General features: G+C 45.4%; 13 protein-coding genes. 12 read left to right on the top strand and 1 reads right to left on the bottom strand.

The genetic code is table 11. The features are described from left to right. Positions 1 to 16: 16 nt before the first annotated feature. The 10 genes from BUB99_RS17390 to BUB99_RS17345 all read left to right on the top strand — a co-directional run bounded on the left by BUB99_RS17390 (position 17) and on the right by BUB99_RS17345 (position 11,647). Positions 17 to 781 carry a rhamnogalacturonan acetylesterase gene (locus tag BUB99_RS17390; protein ID WP_073124663.1) on the top strand — a complete coding sequence of 255 codons (765 nt, stop codon included), beginning with the start codon at positions 17 to 19 and terminating at the stop codon, positions 779 to 781. Next, positions 781 to 2,145, top strand: a complete 1,365-nt coding sequence (locus BUB99_RS17385; protein ID WP_073124661.1) for a pectate lyase family protein — start codon at positions 781 to 783, stop codon at positions 2,143 to 2,145. Before BUB99_RS17390 ends, BUB99_RS17385 begins: the two co-directional genes overlap by 1 nt. Then, positions 2,142 to 3,356, top strand: coding sequence for a glycoside hydrolase family 88/105 protein (locus BUB99_RS17380; protein WP_073124659.1), 1,215 nt, complete (start codon positions 2,142 to 2,144; stop codon positions 3,354 to 3,356). Before BUB99_RS17385 ends, BUB99_RS17380 begins: the two co-directional genes overlap by 4 nt. 1 nt (position 3,357) lies before the next feature. Beyond that, entirely contained in the window at positions 3,358 to 4,338 is a 981-nt protein-coding gene (locus BUB99_RS17375; RefSeq protein ID WP_073124657.1) for a pectinesterase family protein, read from the top strand. A 23-nt stretch (positions 4,339 to 4,361) separates the two neighbouring features. Beyond that, complete coding sequence (locus tag BUB99_RS17370; RefSeq protein ID WP_073124655.1) at positions 4,362 to 6,062, top strand: glycoside hydrolase family 28 protein; 1,701 nt, start codon at positions 4,362 to 4,364, stop codon at positions 6,060 to 6,062. A 71-nt stretch (positions 6,063 to 6,133) separates the two neighbouring features. Continuing rightward, the gene (locus BUB99_RS17365; protein WP_073124653.1) at positions 6,134 to 7,570 is read left to right on the top strand and encodes a right-handed parallel beta-helix repeat-containing protein; all 1,437 of its coding nucleotides are present in this window, start codon (positions 6,134 to 6,136) and stop codon (positions 7,568 to 7,570) included. Positions 7,571 to 7,576: 6 nt separating this feature from the next. Further along, positions 7,577 to 8,545 (top strand): alpha/beta hydrolase, encoded by a 969-nt coding sequence (locus tag BUB99_RS17360; protein ID WP_245816872.1) that lies wholly within the window; start codon positions 7,577 to 7,579, stop codon positions 8,543 to 8,545. A gap of 120 nt (positions 8,546 to 8,665) precedes the next feature. Beyond that, entirely contained in the window at positions 8,666 to 9,925 is a 1,260-nt protein-coding gene (locus tag BUB99_RS17355; RefSeq protein ID WP_139281079.1) for a DUF4861 family protein, read from the top strand. Between the two features lie 124 nt (positions 9,926 to 10,049). Further along, on the top strand, positions 10,050 to 11,219 hold the full coding sequence (locus BUB99_RS17350) for a glycoside hydrolase family 88/105 protein (protein WP_221407526.1): 1,170 nt from the start codon (positions 10,050 to 10,052) through the stop codon (positions 11,217 to 11,219). A gap of 20 nt (positions 11,220 to 11,239) precedes the next feature. Then, positions 11,240 to 11,647 (top strand): cupin domain-containing protein, encoded by a 408-nt coding sequence (locus BUB99_RS17345; protein ID WP_073124739.1) that lies wholly within the window; start codon positions 11,240 to 11,242, stop codon positions 11,645 to 11,647. A 64-nt stretch (positions 11,648 to 11,711) separates the two neighbouring features. On the opposite strand, the gene BUB99_RS17340 is transcribed toward BUB99_RS17345, so the two are convergent. Beyond that, positions 11,712 to 14,183 carry a glycoside hydrolase family 9 protein gene (locus BUB99_RS17340; RefSeq protein WP_073124651.1) on the bottom strand — a complete coding sequence of 824 codons (2,472 nt, stop codon included), beginning with the start codon at positions 14,181 to 14,183 and terminating at the stop codon, positions 11,712 to 11,714. Between the two features lie 283 nt (positions 14,184 to 14,466). Between BUB99_RS17340 and BUB99_RS17335 the strand changes: the two genes are divergently transcribed. Both BUB99_RS17335 and BUB99_RS17330 read left to right on the top strand, forming a co-directional pair. Continuing rightward, positions 14,467 to 18,813, top strand: a complete 4,347-nt coding sequence (locus BUB99_RS17335; RefSeq protein WP_084190629.1) for a two-component regulator propeller domain-containing protein — start codon at positions 14,467 to 14,469, stop codon at positions 18,811 to 18,813. A gap of 187 nt (positions 18,814 to 19,000) precedes the next feature. Continuing rightward, positions 19,001 to 20,713: a hypothetical protein gene (locus BUB99_RS17330; RefSeq protein WP_073124647.1), complete on the top strand. Its 1,713-nt coding sequence runs from the start codon at positions 19,001 to 19,003 to the stop codon at positions 20,711 to 20,713. The last annotated feature ends 10 nt before the right edge of the window (positions 20,714 to 20,723 follow it).

The raw sequence follows: 20,723 nt of genomic DNA, 5'->3' as shown, positions 1-20,723 counted from the left end.
TTTTTTGACAACATCAATGTTGAAATATTTTCTGATTTTTCTTCTCACGATATGGATGAGTGGATGTCATCAGCAGGAATCCTACACGCTTCATTTGGTGGGAGACTCGACGATGGCAGACAAAAAGGATCCAGAACTCAATCCAGAACACGGATGGGGGCAAGTGCTGCCGAGTTATTTTGACTCAGCAGTGACAGTGGTCAACCATGCGGTGAATGGTCGTAGTACCAAGAGCTTCATCGAAGAAGGAAAGTGGGACCGTGTGAAAGCACAAATCAAATCCGGAGACTATGTCTTCATTCAATTCGGTCACAACGACCAAAAAAGCAAAGATGCCGAACGCTATACGAACCCGTATACCGGCTACCGCAACAACCTCAAGACCTATGTGACTGAAGCACACGCTTTGGGAGCAAAACCAGTATTATTTAGTTCGATCGTCAGACGAAAATTCAATGAAGAAGGTGTTCTCATCGACACACACGGCGTGTATCCTTATGTGATGAGACAGCTGGCCATCGAGCTAGACGTGCCATTCGTGGACATGCAGTGGTATTCCGAGCAACTCGTCGCGAGTATGGGAGACCCAAAATCAAAAGAACTATATCTCTGGCTAGAGCCGGGGGAGTCTTCTTACAAGCCAGAGGGCAAACAGGACGATACACATTTCTCCAAATATGGGGCACAACAGATGGCTCAACTGGCCATCAAAGAAATGAAAAATCAGGGCTTTCCCTTTGTGAAATATTTGAAGGCTGAGAACCTAAAAACAAATAATTAATGCTAGACCAAAAGTCTATATTGTCTATTTCATTCAAGCACATTCAAATTTGCCTTGCGGTAGTTTGTACCTTCTTTTCAATAGGATTGCAAGCGCAGACTTTGGCATTCCCGAGCGCGGAGGGCTATGGTCAGTACACGACAGGGGGCAGAGGTGGACAAGTGCTCATTGTGACCAGTTTGGCAGACAGTGGAGCAGGTACTTTGCGTGAAGCCATCGAGACCAAAGGGCCAAGAACGATTGTATTTGCAGTCAGTGGCAACATCGTCTTAGAGTCAGAATTGAAAATCAACAGTGGCAATGTCACCATCGCTGGGCAGACCGCACCAGGAGAAGGCATCTGCTTGCAAAACTATGCTCTCAAGGTCAGCGCATCGAATGTCATCATACGCTACATCCGCGTGCGTATGGGGGATTTGGCTGCTGAGCAGGATGACGCCATCAGTATCACCCGAAAGAAGGACATCATACTCGATCACTGTACATTCAGCTGGGGAACGGATGAGACGGCCACCTTCTATGACAATGAGAACTTTACGTTGCAGTGGTGCATCATCAGCGAGAGTCTCAACAACTCGGTGCATAAAAAAGGTGAGCATGGCTATGGCGGAATCTGGGGAGGGAAAAAAGCTTCCTTTCATCACAACCTATTGGCACATCACAAGAGCCGAAATCCAAGATTCTGTGGGGCGCGCTATCACAAGGTACCCGAAGAAGAAATAGTGGACTTTCGCAACAACGTCATCTACAACTGGAAGGCCAACAGTGCTTATGGTGGCGAAGAGGGTAACCACAACATGATCGGCAACTACTACAAACCTGGTCCAGCTACGCAAGGCAAAAAAGCAAGGATTATCGTAGAACCTTTCGCTCCTTACGGAACATTTTACTTGTCAGGCAACAGGATCTTGGGGCAAGATGATATTACCGCTGACAACAGTTTGGGTGTCAAGGGGGATTTTCCTGTCGAGGGCCTACTCACTGAACCTATCGATGTAGCGGGAGTCACTACGCAGTCTGCGGACGAAGCGTTGGCACTTGTGCTGGCACAGGCAGGGGCGAGCCATAGACGAGATGTCTTGGATCAACGCATCGTGACAGAGGTCTCCGAGGGTACTGCTACGTATGGTAAGGAGTCCAATGGGATCATCGATACACAGAGCGATGTAGGCAACTGGCCCGTATTGGTCGGAGGCAAAGCACCAAAAGACAAAGATCAAGACGGTATGAGTGATCGATGGGAAAAGGAGAATGGGCTAGATCCTAAAGATCCAAAGGATCATCAAGCGTACGACTTGGGTAGTGATTATACCAACATCGAGTATTATTTCGAATTTCTATTGGCTAAAAAGACGAACAAATGAGGGTAACCAAAACATACATCTATATTCTATCCGTACTACTGGCGGCTTGTACGACGACTGGTAAAGAGAAGCAGGAAACCGTGACCGAAAGCAATGAGGCTCCCATGTCTGTACGTATGGCGGACTCGGAGATGCAGCGCAATCCTGACCCTCGGTTGTTGGATTTTCGGGAGAAACCCAAATGGGAGTATACCAACGGTTTGGTATGCTCTGCGATGGTACAAGTATACGAGTCAACAGGCAAGGAGAAATACCTAGACTATGCCAAGTACTTTTTGGACTCGATGATCAACGAAGACGGGAGTATCAAGACCTACAAAAAAAGAGATTTCAATATCGACCGAATCAATCCAGGTAAAGTATTGATGGAGGTGTACAAACTCGATCAAAAACCAAAGTACCTCAAGGCGATCGATACGCTAAGAGATCAAATGAACGGTCACCCGCGTACCTCGGAAGGTGGGTTTTGGCACAAGAAAAGATACCCCTATCAGATGTGGTTGGATGGATTGTACATGGGCTCACCTTTTTTGGCTCAGTACGGTGCGGCGTTTGACGAACCTGCTTTGTTTGACGAAGTGATCCATCAGATCACATTGGTAGACAAGTACACCTATGACCAAGACAAAAAACTCTACTACCACGGATGGGATGAGAGCAGAGAACAAAAATGGTCCAATCCTGAGACGGGCGTTTCTCCACACTTTTGGGGACGAGCGATGGGTTGGTATGCGATGGCTTTGGTAGATGTACTGGATTACATCCCGGCCAATCATCCGAGACGATACGAGGTGATAGACATTCTCAATAAACTCGTAGAGGGTTTGGTGACCTACCAAGATGCGTCAGGGCTGTGGTGGCAGGTGTTGGATCAGGGCGATCGTGAAGGCAACTACCTCGAAACATCATGCACGAGCATGTTTGCCTACGCTCTACTAAAGGCTGTCAAATATGAATACATCGATCAAGCGTATTTGGCGAATGCCAAAAAGGCCTACGAAGGGATGCTTAACGACTATGTGATAGAAAATGCTGATGGGACAGTCAGTCTGACCAAAGTATGTGGTGTAGCAGGATTGGGTGGAGATCCTTATAGAGATGCTTCTTTCGAGTACTATGTGGGCGAAGAGATTCGAGACAACGACCCGAAAGGCATAGGGCCATTCATCATGGCAGCCTTGCTATACGAAAACCTCAATACAGAACTGTAACATGCGATTGCCTCTTATCATAGCGTTGTTTTGGATTGGTAGCACCTTGGGAGCGAGTGCGCAGGCGGATCAGTATGATTTCGTCGTGGCGCTGGATGGCTCGGGGGATTATACGACCGTACAAGCTGCACTGGATGCCGTGCCGGATATCCGAAAAGCAGAGACACGTATTTTGATTAAAAAAGGGGTGTACAAAGAGAAATTGGTCTTGGCAGGTTCTAAGACCAACGTCACACTCATCGGTGAGTCTGTGAAAGAGACGGTGTTGACCTACGACGATTTTGCGGACAAGCTCAACCGATTCGGAGAACGCATCGGTACGTCAGGGTCATCTAGTTTTTATGTTTATGGCGATGGTTTCAGAGCGGAGAATCTCACGTTTGAGAATTCGTCTGGACCCGTAGGGCAGGCAGTGGCAGTACGGGTCGATGGAGACCGAGTGGCATTTGTGGGCTGTAGGTTCTTGGGCTACCAAGATACGCTCTACCCACACGGAAAAAATTCGAGGCAGTACTACAAGAACTGCTACATCGAAGGGACAACAGATTACATATTCGGTTGGTCTACAGCAGTTTTCGAGCAATGTGAGATATACTCGAAGACGGGAGGGAGATACATTACAGCGGCGAGTACAGTAGAATCCTCTGCGTATGGTTTTGTCTTCCTCAACTGTAGATTATCAGGAGATGCACCCAAGGGATCGGTCTATTTGGGACGGCCTTGGAGAGATTATGCACAGACGGTATATATCGGATGTACGATGGACGAGCACATTGTACCAGAGGGATGGCACAATTGGGACAAACCCAATGCGGAATCAACCGCATACTATGCCGAGTACGAGTCTAGAGGGTCAGGAGCAGCACCCGATGAGCGTGTCGCTTGGTCACATCAGCTGAGTCCGTCGGAGGTGCAGAAGTATGATGTAGTGACAGTCCTCGGTGGGTGGAATCCCAACGAACAAACAACAGTAGAGCCTTAAGAAAGAGATTTAATACAGTGAATATGAAAATAGACATGAAAAGAATTGTAGGGGTAGTATTGATAGCAGCACTCGGTATGCAGGCGTGCCAGCCCAATGCTACGGTAGCGGTAGAGACGGTCGACGAGACGGCGTTTTTGTATGACGGCCTAGAGTTTGATATGCCCAAAGTGGAAGAACCTTCCTTTCCAGACTACACGGTGAGTATAGAGGAGTATGGTGCGGTAGGAGACGGTCTGACCGAAAATTCGGAAGCTATCAATCAAGCGATCTTAGAGGTGTCTCAAAATGGAGGAGGAAAAGTAGTTATCCCTAAAGGAATTTGGCTCACCGGTCCGATCAAGTTGCAGAGCAATGTGAACTTGAATACCGAAGACGGTGCTTTGGTACTTTTTAGTACTGATTTTGATCTATATCCTATCGTCGCGACGAGTTTCGAAGGGTTAGAAACGTTCAGATGTACATCCCCCATCAACGGTAAAAACTTGACCAATGTGGCGATCACAGGAGGGGGAGTATTTGACGGATCAGGGGATTCATGGAGACCCGTGAAGCGTAGCAAACTTACCGAGGCGCAGTGGAGGAAATTTGTCAAATCTGGAGGTGTCACTAGTGATGACGAGCAAACATGGTATCCGAGTGAAAAATCTAAGAAAGGAGATACAGCGGGCAATTTTAACGTGCCTGATCTCAATTCATTAGCTGAGTTCGAAGAGGTGAAAGACTTCTTGCGCCCCGTGATGGTCAACATCATAAGTAGCAATAAAGTACTGTTTGATGGTCCTACTTTCCAAAATTCTCCCGCATGGAACCTACACCCTATCATGTGTGAGAATGTGATTCTGCGTAACCTGACGATTCGCAATCCATGGTATTCACAAAATGGTGATGGTCTGGATCTGGAGTCTTGCAAAAACGTCCTGATTTACAACAATAGCTTTGATGTTGGAGACGATGCGATCTGTTTCAAGTCAGGCAAGGACGAAGATGGGCTGAAAAGAAATATTCCTACTGAGAATGTCATCGTGAGGGACAACATTGTCTACCACGGTCATGGTGGATTCGTCGTAGGGAGTGAGATGTCTGGTGGAGTCAAAAATGTTCACGTGTCGCATTGTACATTCATAGGTACGGACTGTGGGTTGCGCTTCAAGAGTACGAGAGGTAGAGGTGGAGTGGTAGAGCAGATTTACATCTCTGAGATCAATATGGTAGATATAGGAGCGGAGGCAATTCGTTTCAATTTGTTTTATGGAGGAGAATCTCCAGTGGCGTCTGATGGATCAGTGGGCAAAGACATGGCCAAGGCCAAAGAAGTAGCGGTGACGCGTACCACTCCGTCGTTTAGAGATATCTACATCAAGAATGTAACCTCTACAGGTTCTGGCGTAGCAGCGTTTTTTCAAGGTTTGCCTGAGATGAAACTCAAAAACATCCAGTTGGAAAATGTGATGCTGGAAGGAGAAAGAGGAATAACGATGATTGATGCGGATGATATCGTTTTCACGAATGTGACGATCAAACAGCAAAAGGGAGCTGGGTTGACGACTTTCAATACGTCTGGATTACAGATGACAGGCTTAGAAGTAAGAGAGCTGGAAGGTCCTTCGATCAATATCTATGGAGAGGAAACTAAGAATTTTGTCTTAGCGAACTCGCATATTGACAAAGCGGAAGTGAATATCGGTTCGGAAGTAGATTTAAAATCTGTCGAATTAAATTAATTAGTACATTGAGAGGAGAACGTAGCGTGAAGAAAAGGGTGTTATATATACTAGGAGTTTTTTTTGTATCCATGTTGTCATGTAGTGAAGACGAAGGTTCAGATACTGGTGATGGAGACGGGGTAGTAGAAGCGATCTATGTGGAGGAAGTGGTCTTGAGTGCGGAGGATTTGACTACTGATTTGGTTAGGGAGATTGCTGTGACGATCCTGCCAGAGGATGCGGATGACCAAAGTTTGACTTGGTCTGTCTCTGATACTCAGGTAGCGGAAGTCTCTTCACAAGGAGTCTTGACTGCCAAGCAGAATGGTCAAGTGATTGTAACCGCTGTGGCAGCAGATCAAGGTACAGTAGAAGGGAAGGTTACGCTTAATATCACGAGTGTCGCAGCAGAGATGGGCAATACCATCAATGTATCGACGCAGGCTGAGTTGGAAGCAGCATTTGATGCAGTGGAGCCAGGAGATATGATTCTATTGGCTGGGGGGACTTATGATATGTCGTCTCGTATCAGAATCAAGGACTCTGGTACGGAAGAAAAAATGATCATTGTAAAGGCTGATCCAGAAGCTACTGAACGACCAGTATTGGACTACTCTCAGATGAGCGAAGGCTCGTCCAACCAAGGGATTTTGTTGGAAGGAGACTACTGGCACTTCAAGGGGTTTGATATCAAAGGAGCAGGAGACAACGGGATGCAAGTCAAAGGCAGCAAAAATATCATAGAGTTTTGTGCTTTCTATGAAAATTCTGACACGGGGTTACAGCTCGATGGTGGTGCGTCGGATAACTTGATTCTCAACTGTGATTCGTACTTCAATGCGGACTCTAGTTTGGAGAATGCAGATGGTTTTGCAGCCAAACTGACCGTAGGGTCTGGAAACAAGTTCGTAGGCTGTCGTGCGTGGCAAAATTTAGATGATGGCTGGGATGGCTACCTCAGAGACAATGACAATGTGAAGACGACTTACGAAAACTGCTGGGCTTTCAAAAACGGCTTTCTAAAAGATGGCACAGAAGGAGCAGGAGACGGCAATGGCTTCAAAACGGGTGGTAGTGATGGCAAAGACTTGAAGCACCATGCGGTCTATAGCAACTGTATCGCTGTAGGTAATACACACGATGGGTTTGATCATAATAGCAATCGCGGAGCAGTCATTATCTACAATGCAGGTGCTTATGACAATGGAACCAACTACAATTTTAGCTCAACCAATAGTCTTGCGAGTCTGACGATTAAGAACAGTGTAGTAGTCGGTAGCGTGGGGAGTATCAGTGCAGCTAGTAAGGATATCTCACACAACAGTTGGGATACCAGTGTAGCCAGTGCGGACGATTATGAGAGTCTAGACATAGATTGGTTGTCTAGTGCGAGGCAAGCAGATGGCAGTTTGCCTGATGTAGCTTTTATGAAATTGAAATCAACAAGTGCGCTGATCGATGCAGGTACAGATGTTAGTCTGCCATTTAATGGTACTGCACCAGATTTAGGGCCTTTCGAAAACTAGTAGATAGTGCAATTCATTAATTTTAGTAAATGTGTTAGTCCTGCTGTATTGATTACGGTGGGACTTTTACTTTTGGGGGTATTGACGACATGGGGTCAGGGTTATCCTAGAGATACATCCTACACTGTCAATAGTGCCTATACCAAGTACAAAAAGAAGTTCCCTCAGATCGAAATTGCCAAGACACTTTCTTCTGTTCGAATGGAGGAAGGAGTCGTCTATCGGTCGATTGGGGCACGTGATCTAGCACTAGATATTTTCTATCCCAAAGATACTGCCGCCAAGCATCCGTTGGTCGTGATGGTGCATGGTGGAGGTTGGGTATCTGGTACACGCGATCACCTGCATCCTTTAGCAAGTCGTTTGGCCGGTGCGGGTTTTGTGGCAGCTACGGTTTCGTACCGTCTGTCTCCCGAGGCGGTTTATCCAGCAGCAGTTCATGATATTAAATTTGCGATTCGCTGGCTCAAAATGCAGTCCAACACGTATGCAATTGATAGTTCGCAGGTTGCGATTTTGGGATGTTCGGCTGGGGGGCAATTGGCAGCATTGGTAGGATTGACTGCTATGGACAGTCTATATGAGTCTGTGAATGACTGTCCAGCGAGTGATAAGGTACAGGCGATGATAGATATGGATGGTGTACTGGCGTTTCACCATCCAGAGTCAGCTGAGGGTCGAGTGGCAGGACTATGGCTAGGAGGTAGTTATGAAGAAGTTCCAGCGATTTGGGAAGAGGCATCTGCACTTAATCATGCCTCTGCAGAAGATCCACCTTGTTTGTTTATCAATAGTTCTACGCCACGCTTTCATGCAGGACAAGACGACCTGATTGCACAGTTGTCTGCTTTCGATATTTATACCGAAGTACATCAGATTGCAGATACCCCACATACGTTTTGGTTGTTTGATCCATGGCTAGACCCTACCACGGATTGGATTGTAGATTTTTTGTATCAAATGTTCGAAAAGTAGACTGTACCACAGCAGCTGCAAGTCAAATGTTAATTATTGAATATCGATACGGCGTGTAGCAAGTTAGTTTTACAGGATGTAGAAACATAAGTCCCGCTAAGGGATGATAAGAATTAGAGCATGAATAGGAGAGAAAAATCAGTTTGGAGTCAGATGTTAGTGTTGGCTTGTGGAGTAGCTATCGTATATGGCTGTGCTTCTAAAGGAGCGACGAATGAGGAGGCAAATACCTTAGTATTGACTAACCCACTGGACGTATCTAGAGAAGAGGTGGTCACCTTGACACTATCAATAGATCAACAGGCTAAAATGGCAAAGATGAAACCAGGGATGTATCAGACGGCTGATACATGGGTAGAGGCTTTGGATCAGGATGAGAATGGCACGGTGGATCAACTAGCCGTTCGTGCTCAATTAGCACCTAAACAGACTGTTTCGATTGATCTGAACAAGGATTTGATATCAGGTACTGATCTGCCCAAAAAAACACAAGCAGAGCTATCTATCGGAACGGGAGGTACATGGAACGGTAGAAAATACGATGACAAAACTGGTTTTGAACGTGTGCAACAATTGAGAGTACCTGATGCACATACGGATCATTCCTATTTTATTCGCTACGAAGGACCAGGGTGGGAAAATGAGCAGCTGGGCTATCGCTTTTATCTAGACTGGCGAAATGCCATCGATATCTTCGGGAAAAAAGTCGATACCTTGGTTTTGCAAACCGTCGGTCAAGATGGATTTGACTCCTATCACGAGCCATCACCATGGGGTATGGATATACTCAAAGCGGGAAAGTCACTCGGCGTAGGTTCTATTGGGCAGTACATAGGTGGTGCCGTGGAGCATTTCAAACAGACTGATTCGGTGACGTGTGAGATTACGACTGACGGGTACCTAGGGTCGCAGATAGATACGAGGTATTATGGATGGACGACTTCTGCATCGACTACTGATCTCTCTTCGACGTTGCGCATAGAGACGGGTGACCGAGCCGTAGAGCACCAGATACAGTTGAGTAAGGCGGTAGAAGGGTTTTGTACGGGGCTCGTGAAGCATCCTAAAGCAGAGAAAATGGAATCACTCGTAGGTACAAACGGCTGGGCATACATCGCTACCTATGGAGAGCAAAGCCTGGCTGGGGACAATCTAGGCCTAGCAATCATCTACCATGTCAAGGACGTGGATTATGTCAAAGTATCGGACTATGATCATTTGGTGGTATTCAAACCAACGACTAAGAAATTTAGCTACTATCTCTTGGGCGCATGGGAGCAAGAGCAAAATGGTATCAAAACCAAAGAGGCATTTAGTACATATCTCAAAGAGAAAATTGAAAGGTTGAAAGAACCTGTGACTGTTCAACTGGCTTTTTAAGTTCAGAACTGAAACCGTACAGGTGTTGACTAGAAAGAAATCCAATGTTTGTTGGAGTTTGTAAAGTGGGGTCTCTGTTCGTAGAATGGAGACCTTTTTTAATCCGGGATTAAGTTAAAAAGTGATGATGAAAGCTATAATGGTATTAGTACTGTGTGGAGTTATTGTGCCAGTGTTTGGGCAGAGGACCCAATGGGGCGTTGATTTCAGTGATGCCATCATTAGCCGTTATCAGCCCAATATCAATGCCATGACGGGCAAAGACTGGGATCATGCCAATAGCATCATTCTGCATGGCATGGAGAAGATTTATGCACACACGGGAGATAAGACCTATGTCCAATACATCCAGTCTTTTGTTGATGATTTTGTTTCGAGTGAAGGAGAGGTACGAGGACTGAAGACTGAGTTGGACGGGATACATCCGGGAGTGTTGTGCCTGTTTCTGTACCAAGAGACGGGAGAGGAGCGATACCAAGTCGCAGCTCAACAGATGAGAGATTTTTTGATCGGTACGGTTGATCATCCTTCTGTTTTTCAGAAAACACCTGATGGAGGGTATTGGCATAAAAATAACGATCACTACGAGCAGGTAATGACAGTGGATGGAGCATACATGTCCAATCCTTTCTTAGTCAAGTATGGTCAGATGTTTGATGACGCAGAGAGTTTAGATGTAGCCACATTTCAAACGCTACTGATTGCGTCTCGTTCTTTCAATATCGAGAGTCATTTGCCGTATCATGGGTGGAATTATGCCAAAAACAAATCTTGGTCAAACGCTATTGGGACGTCCACTGAGGTGTGGAGTAGGAGTGTAGGGTGGTTTTCTATGGCGCTAGTAGATATCTTGGATGATTTGCCAGCTACACATTCCGATTACCAAAACATACTGTACTTGTTTCAGCAGCTGTCTGTTGGGATCAAGGAGACCCAAAACCAGCAAGGTCTCTGGTATCAGATGGTCAATCACCCATCTGCATTCGGTAATTATATTGAGACCAGTGGGTCAGGTATGGTTATTTATGCACTGAAAAAAGGAATGGATAAAGGGTGGTTAGACACCTCATATGAAGGAGTTGTAAACCAAGCATGGAATAGCATGCAGACATATATTTCAACTAACCCAGATGGACTACCTCAAATCAATTCTTTTAACCCAGGTATGGGGATCAAAGACAATTTGGATGAGTATGTCAAAGTTAGGCCAGTGTCTTGTCCATCTGAATCGGAAAAGCAACACCCTCATGGGTACTGTGCCATATTGATGGCAGCATCAGTTATGGAATTTTAATCTTGAATGAGACTTTAGATATGAAAAGGAAATTAGCATTAACAGTATTGAGTATGGGGATGATATTTTATGCTCATGCTCAAGAGTATACTATGGACAACTGTGTCAACACGTTGGATACAACACGATCTGTAGAGACCAAAAGTGGATACCAGTATTGGTTTGCAGACAAGAGTTTTGCCGAAGGCAACACGTTAAAATTAAGTGTAGTTGAGCTGGGTATGTCTACACATGCACCTCATCAGCATTCGGAAGATGAGTTTTTTTACGTGCTGGAAGGAACCGCTGAGTTCTTTCTTGACGGAGAAACACGAATCGTAGGCTCGCATACGAGTCTATATTGTCCATCACAGTCCATGCATGGTATTAAAAATGCAGGCACAGGTCTGCTTAAATATCTCGTTATCAAAAAGTACGAGTTAGAATGACAAAGGCTCATCCCGTATCGATTTGGGTAAAAGTAAACTTAGGGAGCTATCATGCTTTAGTCGTTTAGTTTTTAAGAATGTCCTGTACAGCCAACACCAAAAACATATAGTCTGTTGATCCTCCTCCCATGACATACTCGGTCTGCTGCCAGAAAAATGGCCATACTTTCAGTTCTGGTAGATCCGGTCGGATTAGTGCCGTACCCGAGGCTACTCCTCCAGGGATAAAGGACCAATCCGCACGATTCACTCCATACGCTACAGTGACCGATTTTGATCCTACCCCAGAGGCAAACGAAGAAGTATTGATCCCTGGGTGTACCCCGAGTACAAAGTTGAGGGAGTTGAGTGTAAAGTCAGGAGTACAGATCTCTGGCCAACCCTTGTAAAAGAAGTATTGCTCGACACCAAAGCGCTGGATGGACCAACCAGCTCCCCAGATGTTAGGGGTGTAGGGGACGCCGTAGGGCGAGTCTGCTTTTTGTGCTGTTTTCAATTGATTATGATAGGTTTGGACCGCACCATCTATTGCTTTTCTAAATTTTCGGTCATTTGCCTGATCCATGACACGGCCTATAGCCCAGCCGCATTTCTCGATATTTTTTACTATTTGAGGTTGCAGTGTAAGTAATTCGTCGATGTATTTTCTCTTTCCAGTGCTCAGTATCAATTCCGAGAGGGCAATACTTTTGGCAGTAGCGAGAGAGGTGTCATCTGGGATCAAGTCATACAATGCCTCCGCTGCGACCAGAGATTCTGTAGCTAGGTCATCGTTATAGCCTGCGAGTACTCTACTGGCAGCCGCCAAGCCACTAATGACATGGAGTTCTCGTCTAGGGTTCTCCTCGGTAAACACCCAGCGATCATCTGACAAAGAAGAGTTACGTGCTGTTCGATCTCCTTTGGCGAGTGCTGGATCATAAAATAAATTGTCTGTCATTGCACTGGCATCTCCGAGCATCACATACTGACGGAGTGTAGGACAGATGATCCCACGATAGAGTCTGCCGAGTGACCGATATCCTGCTAATACGCTATGGAGTCCATGTTCTATTTGTTGCAAGGCATCTGATTTGCCATCAGGCTGGTGGATTTCGACCAGTTGATTGTAGGGGTCAACCATGGTAGCATCATAGTTGATACCAAATTCCTCGATCATCCAAGCGAGGTTACGGATCGTGCCGATTTGAGACTCTACGCGCAGGTCATAGTCACCTGCATCGTGCCATCCGCCTTGGTTGAGTGCAGGTACGATCTCTCCTGATTTATACTCTGTGAGTGTGGAAGTTTCCTGAATATAACCATCGAAATGATTGGTGTTAACGGGGGCCATGCGTGCATCGTCTAGGTGACAGTAGTCGTGCCATACCCGATATTTTTCGTTGACCCGCATGTGGCACATTTGTACGGGTAGGTAGTATTCCAGTACAGGTTGCCAGATATTGCGGTCATAGAGTTCTTTGCTGATTTGGAAAGCATGGGTTTCTTGCGCTCCGAATTGTACCGTGTACAAACCAGCTTCCTTTATCTCCGAAAAATCAAAAATACGATATTGGTAGCGAAGAAATTCTCCCCAGTTTTCAGGATTAACCTCTTTGACAAGTGATTTACCTTCCTGACCTATTCGGTAGAGTCGTGCTGTTTGCGGCGCAGTGCTTCTTTTGTCCAGTTCGATCACTGCTCTTTTTTCCTGATCAGGGTGATAGCCCAGCTGAGATACTTGGATGACTGGCTGATACACCCAGTCCTCTACAGTATTGGGAGTGATGATCCATACGATGGCATTTTGAGTAGTGCCTGAGGGTACGGCTTCATTGATGATGAACCAGCCGTTGTTGTGGTTGGAGCGTCCGTCACGTAGTTGTAGTATTCCACTCTGGGACTGAAAGCGAATGCGCTGTAGATCGCTTTCTGGTGCGACGGTCAGGCGCTGTCCTTTGGCCATGGGGAGTGAAATGTTGGTGTCGTTTTGCTCGATGATTGGGCCATTGGGTTGAATGGGAAACTGTCCCGTTTGTTGATCCATGAGCCAAGATTTGCCAAATAAATCACCAGGAAAAAGTTCGAAATTGAAGTGGACTTTTCCGATCCACTCTTCGGGGAGCGCCTCGTCCAGATGAACAGCCACTTGAAAGCTATTGCCTTCCAATGCCTTTACTTCCACCTCATAGGCAAATGTGAGGTCTGGGTAGAGAATCGGATTGAACCCTGTTCGGTTTTTGGACGAATCTGGATACCAAAGTCGCTGTGTAATGCGCTGATTGTCTTCGTCAATTTTTATATGCCCTCCCTTGGGTACTGGTGACCATTGTCCGGGAGATGCTTCCAATCTAAGGTCACCGTTGGCAGCCACTCGATTACCATGCTGGATAATAGTCACACCTGTTTGGTGTCCATCAGGGTAGATATCGCTAAATACTGTGATATTCAATCCCGGTTTTTCAAAATACCCCTGCTCGTTTATTTTTAGTCCTTGACCAATAGTGCGAAGTGAAAAAAGTATACACAAGATGACCAAATAGGCTGTTCTGTTCATAATCACGGTTTAGAATAGTGTAAGTCTTTGCTACCTACTGATTCATATTATCAGGGAAGATTCTGTGTGTAGCTTAACGCTAAGTTACTAAAATGTTTGATTTACAGGAGTGTCAATAAATACGCTCAATTCCATCGAAGGGATTGAACACGTGAAACACCATATAAATGGATATTGCTCTCGTTACAATTTGAAAGAGCTTTTTATTGTGGTGTAGTTCTTACACTTCTTTTGTATTTTTGAGCAAGGAACGAGTAGAGACTTTCTATACTCGAAGCAGCAGATGATGAAAAAACGAATACTTGTATGGGCTTTACAGCTTTGGGCTGTTGGGTTGTCGTGGGCTAGTCACGAACCAAACATTCGTTTTCAGCATCTCACGACCGCCAATGGTTTGGCGCAAAATATGGTTGACTGCATGCTCCAAGACAGTCAAGGCTATATCTGGCTAGGGACATGGAACGGTCTCTGCAAGTATGATGGGTATAGTTTTGAAACTTTTGATAGTCAGGCCAATGTTGAATCTACCCTTGGGAATAATTTTGTCTATGCACTTCTAGAGGATCATTTTGGCAACATCTGGGTCGGTACGAGTAAGGGATTGTATGTCTATCTGTATGATAGCAAGACCTTTCGCTATACTGATCTCTCTTCTTATGACCTACCCAAGGTCGCTGCTGTTCACTCTCTTCATACCATGGATAGTATCCTATATATAGGGTCTAGTGAGGGACTGACATCCTTAGAAATCAAAGATAATCAAGGGGAAGTAAAACTTCTTCAGCACCTCCAACTAGACGGTAGAGGTGAATTGAGGGGGACAGTGGTCAATGCTATAACACATGATACCAAAGAGGCACTATGGGTAGGGACGGACTCGGCGCTTTACCGATTGGGGCAGGGGCTCCAACTGGATCAGACGTATCAGTATGATCCGATGGATGGAGCGAGTATCACAGCCAACCTGATATTGGATATTTTATTGACGCGTGATGGACAGCTTTGGATAGCTACGGAGATAGGAGTCAATCGCTATGATCCTGTCACTGATGGTTTTGTGCGCTATTATAGTCAAGCAGATGACTCCAATAGTTTGCTTCACAACTCGGTGCTGGATCTAGCTGAGAGCGGAAATCAACTCTATATAGCCACTTTGGGTGGGTTGTCGGTATTGAATGTGAAGACCGATGAGTTTAGCAATTACCGCAACAACCCTTCGGATAATTTCAGTCTCAACAATGATTTTTTGAATTGTCTACTGGTCGATACGGAGGACAATGTATGGATCGGGACCGAACGTGGAGGGGTCAATATCATCAATGCTCGTCAAAATAGTTTTGAGCAAATCAAGTTTGAGATTGGAAACCCGAATAGCTTGAGTCACAGCACTGTCAATTCGATTTATGAGGGGGACAAACACGTATGGATAGGTACTGCTGGTGGAGGCCTCAATCGGATGAATAAGAAAACAAAATTCTTTAAGCATTTCAAGATTTCGTCTACCGATCATGGGGCAATTTCGAGTGATTTTGTGACCAAAATTTACCGAATGAAGAACGGAGAGCTCTGGGTAGGTACGTGGGGTCAAGGCATAAATATCCTACCAAAAGGTCAGATGGAAGCCCCATTCCTACGGATGAATGAAGTGTATGGCATGGGTAGTAATGCATTCATTTCCTCGATCATAGAGGACAATTGGGGCTATGTATGGATTGGTACTTTGGGAGGGCTTTATCGATTGGACAGGGCCAAAAGGGAGATGATACAAATCCAACCAGTGAATCAAAAGGTGGCGATTAGTGGAGTAGGATGTTTGGCATTGGATTCTAGGGAGAAAGTCTGGGTAGGTACTCGGGAGGGGTTGTTTCAACTCGACCCATTGCGGCCCAACGAAAGCATTCAAATATTTCAGCATGAGAGTCAAAACACCAATTCGATTAGTGGCAACTATGTGATTTCACTCATAGAGGACTACCAAGGCAATATGTGGGTAGGGACCTACGGTCAGGGCATCAATAAGATAACCCTTGAGGGAAGGTCTAAAATCATCAAACGATACGATACACGATCTGGCCTGAGCAACAACATCATTTTTGGGATAGAGGAGGCAGGGGACCACTCACTCTGGCTCAGTACGGACTATGGGTTGAGTCGCTTCGATCCAGAGACCGAGACTTCTCGAAACTTCTATGTATCGGATGGTTTGCTCAACAACCAGTACTATTGGTCTTCTTCGTACAAAAACGAGGAGGGGAAGTTCTATTTTGGAGGGATGAATGGAGTGGATGCACTGCATCCAGATTGGATCAGTGATGAGATCGATCAACCGCATGTGGTCATCACTGACTTGAAATTACTGGATCAATCTGTCGTGCCTAATCATAGTTACAACGGAGTGGTCGTCAGTGAAGGATTGCTCTCCAATGCCAAAAGTATTGAGCTGTCCTACAAGGAAAAAATTGTGTCATTTGAGTTTTCCACCTTCAATTTTTTGGATTCGGATGTGATCACCTTTGCCTACTATCTCGATGGGTTCGATCAGCAGTGGAACCACATCGGTTCGAAAAGACATTTTGCGAGCTACACTAACTTGAAACCAGGAGAGTATATATTCAAGGTCAAGGCAGCAGGTCCTAATGGTATATACAATGATATACCCACAGAGTTGAAAATCCGCATTCGGCCGCCGTATTGGCAGACGACTTGGTTTCAGTTGCTTTTGGTAGCCATCATAGCATCTGTGATTTTGGGCTATATCCGCTACCGTGTCTACAGTCTCAAGCGACAAAGGGCAGTACTGGAACAGCAAGTGAGAGAACGTACCGAGGAGATCAATCGTCAGAAGGAGGCATTGACCTATCAATCCATCCAGTTGAAAAAGACCAACGAGTCGCTAGAGGACAAACAGAAATACATCGAGGGACAGAATCAAGAGTTAGAAAGCAAGAACAAGGAGATCGGAGATAGGCGTGATGAGTTACTGGAGCTTAATAACAAGCTGAAGCTCGTGAGCCAGCTTCGCTTGAGCTTTTTTACGAATATTTCCCATGAGTTTCGTACACCGCTGACACTGATTATCGGTCCTTTGGAGCGGCTGATGTCACACTATAGTTTTGGAGAGGACGTGAAGAATAACCTAGACGTCATCAACCGCAATGCCAAGCGTCTGCTACATCTCATCAATGAAATCATGGATTTTAGAAAAATTGAGCAAGGCAAAGCAGAGTTGAAAGTGAGTCGAGGAGATATCAAAGGGTTTTGTATCCAAATCTTTGAAGCTTTTGAGCCTTTGGCTGAGATCAAAAGCATTGATTTTAGCCACGAAGTAGGGGAGATGCCGAGTGAGGTGTGGTTCGATGTACAGAAAATCGAGAACATGCTGTACAACCTACTCTCCAATGCATTTAAGTACACTCTGAATGGTGGTAAGGTCAAAATGGTGATTAGCAATCCATCTCTGGAGGAGAGTAAATTGACGTTGGATGAGGAGTACAATGCCGCAGATCAGGAGATCATCAGTGTCAAAATCACAGATTCTGGATCGGGGATTAGCGAAGAGAATCTTCCGTTGATTTTCAAGCGGTTTTATCGTATAGAGTCCGAAAATGCCTTTAAGATCGGCGGGTCTGGAATCGGTCTAGCCATCACCGAGGAACTGATCAAGGCACACCACGGAGAGATATTTGTAAGTAGTCAGCTTGGGGAGGGATCGGTATTTGAGGTTCAGTTCCCATGTCTACGCGCCTTGGCGCATGACGCAGATCAGGTGGATGGAGGAGCACCTAATATTCAGTCGCAAATCGAAATATTGAAGAACGAACTCGTGATTCGGGAAGACGAACCCCTGGTTTCTGAAAATTTGGTGATCGATGAACAACGTAGAACTGTTCTCGTCGTGGAGGATAACTTGGATTTGAGAAAATTCATATCATTGCGATTGAGCGAAAAGTACAACATCGTCGAAGCAGGCAACGGACTGACAGGGATGGAGTTTGCGGAGCAGTACAACCCAGACTTGATCGTCAGTGATGTCATGATGCCCAAGATGGATGGGTTTGAACTTTGTACTTCTATCAAAAACAACTTTAGTACGAGCCACATCCCTGTGGTACTGCTCACAGCCAAGTCCTCCGTAGAGAATCAGATCGAAGGGCTGCAGATCGGCGCAGATGACTACCTGCCCAAGCCTTTCAACTTCGAATTGCTAGAGGCACGTATCTCCAACCTCATCGAGTCTCGTAGAAAACTCCGAGAGCAATTTGCAACAGAGGAAGATGTACGCCCTGCTGCCTTGACACAAAATACTAAAGATCAAAAATTTCTAGAGCAAGCCATTACCGTCGTGGAAGAGCAAATGTCTAACTCTGATTTCAGCTCCAAAGATCTAGTGACCTCTCTGGGTATCAGTCGCAGTTTGCTGCACAAAAAACTAAGCGCTCTCACCAACCAATCTGCTTCTGAGTTTATCAATCATTTTCGAATGAAGAAATCGAAGGAATTGCTCAAAACACAAGAACTCAATGTCTCAGAAGTCGCGTACGCTGTAGGCTACAATGACCCCAAGTATTTCTCTCGATTATTTAGCAAATACTACGGGCATTCTCCTAAACAGTACCAAGAAGGGGAGTAGGTTTTCGTTGATTTATTAAGAAATAATAGTTTGTAAGTATTTGGTTTATAGTGTGGTTGTACAATAGTCCAACCCAAAAAGACATAGCTCCACCTCGTTTTTATCCTCATTGGTAACCTTTACGATAAGGATGGTCATGATCCATCTCGTAGACTAAATTTTTTAACAATTAAGAACTAAGTATGATATGAAAAAAACTAGACTAATGAGTTGCGTTTTGTTTGCAGCGTTTTTTATAGCATTTGCCTTAGCTGGCTGTGAGGAGGACGAAATCTATAGGATAGATGCTCCTTCTGACCTACAAGCTAGAATTGACTCGGTCGCAGCTGCGAAAGCAGGTATAGATACAGGTGATACGACTTATATCGATATCGCTACGGCGATAGTAGGGGCTGAAGATTATAGTTCCGCTTGGTGGACAGCATTCTCTGATTACTTTACCATCCCTTCAAACAAGCTCTTACACTTAGAGTTTATTAATCATAATGGAGGTAGCGTCAACAACTGGAACAACTGGAATGTAGCGGTAGTCAACAATGTAGCGGATCGAGAAGGCGAAGGATATGCAGAATACTTTGTCTTGCGTTCAGATGCGTTTGGCTGGGGCAATACAGATTTTGACCTTGGCCTTGTGGCCCAGGATTATCCAGTGATCGAAGGTTCTGATCCTGAAGAAGTGGACTGGAATCTATTCCGCACGACGATGGATGGTGCTTATGTGTCTCTTGAAATAGATCACTCGGTGACGGGCAACGTCTATGTGACCGCTACTGTAGAAGGTACCAATGGTATCGAGATGGTGATGACCTATAATCAGCCCGTGTCTGCTGCCGATGATATCAACGCATTTTTGGTAATGGACGCTAGCTATGTAGAGATGGAGACGGCTTATCTGCTGCCATCGAATGTATCGGTAGTAGTGGATTACAATCCTGTATCGATCGCTGTAACTGGGGCACCTGCCACAGTGGAGATTGGCAATGAAAACTTTTGGGGTAGTGCAGTGGCTACCGTGACTTACGAAGACGGATCATCGACCGAAGTGGACTCCACTGACATCTCATTCAATGTGGTGCCTGATATGACCACACTGGGCGAAAAGACTGTAGTAGTTGCTTACAGCAAAACCAAACTTGGAGAATTTACCCAAGCGGTATCAACTTATTACAATTTGGAGGTGACCAATTCTGTGGTCAGTATGGACGTGACGACTATGCCGGATATTACGAGCTATTACTTCTACAATACTGACCCTATTGTTTTTAATACTAAGGGATTGGTAGTAACAGCGACCTATTCGGATGCTACGACGGGGGTGATATCAAACGAAAATCTACAGTTCGGTACGATCACAGCTGCTGCTGGTGCACAAACCGCAGAAGTGTCCTACGTAGGATCCTCTAGTACTGTAACAACTACGGTTCCACTGACGCTGACTCAGGGAATCGATCAAGTAGGTCTTACGGATATGACGACTCCATGGTGGTCAGATTTTTCTGATGATTATACAGTCGCTTCTGGATCTAGCACGACGATCAAAATGTACTGCTACTCCAACGGTCTTAATTCTTACCACAGTCCTAGTACAATCCTTCGCAAAGCTGACGGGACTGAAAATGGAGTAGTTCGAATGGACAACTTCGGATGGGGAACTGGCTATGAAGGTATAGCTACGGCCACTAGTGACTGGAATTGGGATGTGTTCGCAGCAAATATAAGCGGCTCTTATATAGAGATCACTGTGACAAACAATGGTGATGATACCGCGGATATACGCTACGATGTTACTTATGCTAATGGGGATACACATTTCCAAGAGTATACGGGTATAGCGGTAGACAGTGCGGATTTGAATGCTGCACTCGTGTTAGAGGGAGCTTACCTCGTAATTGTTGAATAATCACTAGGAT

Origin of the sequence: Reichenbachiella agariperforans, from assembly GCF_900142205.1 — a bacterium.
GTDB classification, from domain to species: domain Bacteria; phylum Bacteroidota; class Bacteroidia; order Cytophagales; family Cyclobacteriaceae; genus Reichenbachiella; species Reichenbachiella agariperforans.
This window is presented reverse-complemented; position numbering and strand designations above follow the sequence as displayed.

Coding starts and splice junctions, on each gene's coding strand:
- BUB99_RS17390 (WP_073124663.1), top strand. CDS start 17: ATGTTGAAATATTTTCTGATTTTTCTTCTCACGATATGGATGAGTGGA.
- BUB99_RS17375 (WP_073124657.1), top strand. CDS start 3,358: ATGCGATTGCCTCTTATCATAGCGTTGTTTTGGATTGGTAGCACCTTG.
- BUB99_RS17330 (WP_073124647.1), top strand. CDS start 19,001: ATGAAAAAAACTAGACTAATGAGTTGCGTTTTGTTTGCAGCGTTTTTT.
- BUB99_RS17365 (WP_073124653.1), top strand. CDS start 6,134: ATGTTGTCATGTAGTGAAGACGAAGGTTCAGATACTGGTGATGGAGAC.
- BUB99_RS17335 (WP_084190629.1), top strand. CDS start 14,467: ATGATGAAAAAACGAATACTTGTATGGGCTTTACAGCTTTGGGCTGTT.
- BUB99_RS17345 (WP_073124739.1), top strand. CDS start 11,240: ATGAAAAGGAAATTAGCATTAACAGTATTGAGTATGGGGATGATATTT.
- BUB99_RS17340 (WP_073124651.1), bottom strand. CDS start 14,183: ATGAACAGAACAGCCTATTTGGTCATCTTGTGTATACTTTTTTCACTT.
- BUB99_RS17385 (WP_073124661.1), top strand. CDS start 781: ATGCTAGACCAAAAGTCTATATTGTCTATTTCATTCAAGCACATTCAA.
- BUB99_RS17370 (WP_073124655.1), top strand. CDS start 4,362: ATGAAAATAGACATGAAAAGAATTGTAGGGGTAGTATTGATAGCAGCA.
- BUB99_RS17350 (WP_221407526.1), top strand. CDS start 10,050: ATGATGAAAGCTATAATGGTATTAGTACTGTGTGGAGTTATTGTGCCA.
- BUB99_RS17355 (WP_139281079.1), top strand. CDS start 8,666: ATGAATAGGAGAGAAAAATCAGTTTGGAGTCAGATGTTAGTGTTGGCT.
- BUB99_RS17380 (WP_073124659.1), top strand. CDS start 2,142: ATGAGGGTAACCAAAACATACATCTATATTCTATCCGTACTACTGGCG.